General features: G+C 58.8%; 4 protein-coding genes. All 4 read left to right on the plus strand.

The genetic code is table 11. The features are described from left to right. Positions 1–269: potassium-transporting ATPase subunit KdpA (locus tag AC1DT3_RS16935; protein ID WP_477466403.1), on the plus strand; the 269-nt coding region annotated here is incomplete at its 5' end. Positions 270–271: 2 nt separating this feature from the next. Further along, positions 272–418 (plus strand): hypothetical protein, encoded by a 147-nt coding sequence (locus tag AC1DT3_RS16940; protein WP_477466404.1) that lies wholly within the window; start codon positions 272–274, stop codon positions 416–418. Between the two features lie 34 nt (positions 419–452). After that, a complete protein-coding gene (gene kdpB / locus AC1DT3_RS16945; RefSeq protein ID WP_477466405.1) occupies positions 453–2,567 on the plus strand; it encodes a potassium-transporting ATPase subunit KdpB in 2,115 nt (704 codons plus the stop codon). A gap of 10 nt (positions 2,568–2,577) precedes the next feature. Beyond that, positions 2,578–2,871 (plus strand): potassium-transporting ATPase subunit C (locus AC1DT3_RS16950; protein WP_477466406.1); only part of this gene is annotated, 294 nt, incomplete at its 3' end.

Genomic DNA, 2,871 nt, shown 5'->3' on the forward strand with positions numbered 1-2,871 from the left:
GGTACAATTTGACGATCGGTGCAGCCATGTTGATGGGGCGCTTCTTCGTCATCGTCCCGGCCATGGCGATAGCGGGTTCGATGGCCGCTAAGAAGACCATCCCCACTTCGACAGGAACCTTTCCGACGCATGGTGGGCTGTTCATAGGGCTGCTCGTCGGAGTGATCCTGATCGTGGGCGGGTTGACGTTTTTCCCGGCTCTCGCGCTCGGACCAATCGTCGAACACTTGTCCCTGATCGCCGGCCAGACTTTCGCGGTTGGAGGATGAGCATGGAAAAGTATTCACCGCGGCCGTACGGGACGAAGTCGGAGCGATCTTGCAGCCCGCTCACCGTCGTCATCGCAATGACGATAGGAACGATCGCGTTGTTCGCGCTCGTCAACTTCATCCTTCGGCTCATCCTCACATACCCCTAGTCAACGTCATTCATTTCGAAATTGGAGTTCATTCATGAACACCGCTCAATCCCGCGAGAGAGTTGCGCGCTCATCGATCGCGGATCCGACAATCATCCTTCCCGCGTTAGGTGCTGCGTTCACCAAACTCGATCCAAGGGTCATGATCAAGAATCCGGTCATGTTCGTGGTGGAGGTTGTCGCCGCTCTCACGACGATCCTTTTCCTGAAGGATCTTGCTACCGGAGCAAGCAATATAGGCTTCTCTTTCCAGATCATCCTTTGGCTTTGGTTCACAGTGCTGTTCGCAAATTTTGCGGAAGCCGTTGCGGAGGGACGCGGCAAGGCGCAAGCGGCTTCGCTACGCAAGACGCGTACGGAAACGCAGGCCAAACTGATCCAGGGCGGTTCGGCAGGCGATTACACGTTGGTGCCTGGAACCAAACTCAAGATAGGTGACGTCGTCCTGGTCGAACCGGGTGACATCATTCCCAGTGACGGTGAAGTCGTAGAGGGTGTTGCATCGGTCAACGAGGCTGCGATCACGGGTGAGTCGGCCCCGGTCATTCGCGAGTCGGGTGGCGATCGCTCCGCGGTCACTGGCGGAACACAAGTGCTCTCGGATTGGATTCACGTTCGCATCACAGCTGCACAGGGTTCGACTTTCATCGATCGAATGATTTCTCTCGTGGAAGGAGCGTCACGCCAGAAGACGCCGAACGAGATTGCGCTGAATATCTTGTTGGCGGGGCTGACGATCATCTTCGTGATTGCAGTCGCGACCATTCCGAGTTTCACGGCCTATGCCGGTGGGGTGATCCCGATCATATCGCTCGTCGCGTTGTTCGTGACTCTCATTCCGACAACGATCGGTGCGTTGCTGTCCGCCATCGGCATCGCGGGCATGGATCGATTGGTTCGCTTCAACGTCCTCGCCATGTCCGGCCGTGCCGTGGAAGCGGCGGGCGACGTGGACACGCTCTTGCTCGACAAAACCGGAACGATCACCCTCGGGAACCGTCAGGCAACGAGCTTTCGCCCCATGCGCGGCGTATCGGAACGGGAGCTGGCGGATGCGGCTCAACTCGCGWCGCTGGCCGACGAGACTCCGGAAGGCCGCTCCATCGTCGTTCTCGCCAAGGAGAAATATGGGATCCGTGCTCGCGAGATGGGTGAATTGCACGCCACTTTCGTACCGTTCACGGCGCAGACGCGCATGAGCGGCGTCGACGTGGCAGGAAGCTCGATCCGAAAGGGCGCCGTCGATTCGATGTTGGCATATGTGGACACGGCGGGCGTGGCCATCGCCGGCGGTGGCGCGGCGCAGAGCCTAAAGCCGCTTGTCGGCTCCGAGCAGGTTCGCGAGATCCAGGCGATCTCCGACGAGATCGGCAAAGCCGGCGGTACCCCCTTGGCCGTCGCAAAGGACGGCAGATTGCTCGGTGTGATCCAACTCAAGGATGTCGTGAAGGGGGGGATTCGGGAGCGTTTCGCAGAGCTTCGCCGCATGGGTATCCGCACAGTAATGATCACGGGTGATAATCCCCTGACGGCTGCGGCCATTGCAGCGGAGGCGGGTGTGGACGACTTCCTCGCGCAAGCCACACCGGAGGAAAAACTCAAGCTCATCCGCTCCGAGCAGGCACAAGGAAAGCTTGTCGCCATGTGTGGTGACGGCACCAACGACGCACCAGCGTTGGCTCAGGCCGATGTCGGCGTCGCTATGAACACGGGAACGGTCGCGGCGCGTGAAGCCGGCAACATGGTGGATCTCGACAGCGATCCCACCAAGCTGATCGAGATCGTCGAAATCGGCAAGCAGCTGCTGATGACTCGGGGCTCTCTCACCACGTTCTCGRTCGCCAACGACGTYGCGAAGTATTTTGCGATCATTCCSGCGATCTTCGCAGCGGTCTACCCGCAATTGGGCGTCCTCAACATCATGGGATTGGCAACGCCTGAGAGCGCGATCCTGTCCGCCATCATCTTCAATGCGTTGATCATCGTCGCGTTGATCCCGCTGGCGCTGAAAGGCGTGAAATATCGTGCCATCGGAGCCGCCTCGCTGCTCCGGCGAAATCTACTCGTTTATGGCGTCGGTGGAATTGTCCTGCCATTTGTCGGCATCAAGGCCATCGACCTCGTCATCAGCGCCATTGGTCTTGCCTAAGGAGCATTTCATGTTACGCCAACTTCGTCCTGCACTCGTCATGGTGATCGCCCTGACGGCGATTACCGGCCTTCTCTATCCAATTGGAATGACTAAAGTCGCCCAAGCGTTGTTTCCGGCGAAGGCGAATGGGAGTTTGGTCAGCCTCAATGGTCAGATTGTCGGCTCGGAACTCATCGGCCAGGTTTTCGCAGGTGATCGCTACTTCCACGGACGGCCATCAGCGACCGTTGGCCCGGATCCGGATGATCCCACGAAGAGCACGTCGGTTCCCTACAACGCCGCGAATTCCGGTGGCTCGAAT

The sequence above is a fragment of the Microvirga sp. P4_G7 genome, from assembly GCF_056401005.1.

Bases quoted from the DNA above. Each gene is read 5' to 3' on its own strand.
- AC1DT3_RS16940 (WP_477466404.1), top strand. From the start codon at position 272: ATGGAAAAGTATTCACCGCGGCCGTACGGGACGAAGTCGGAGCGATCT.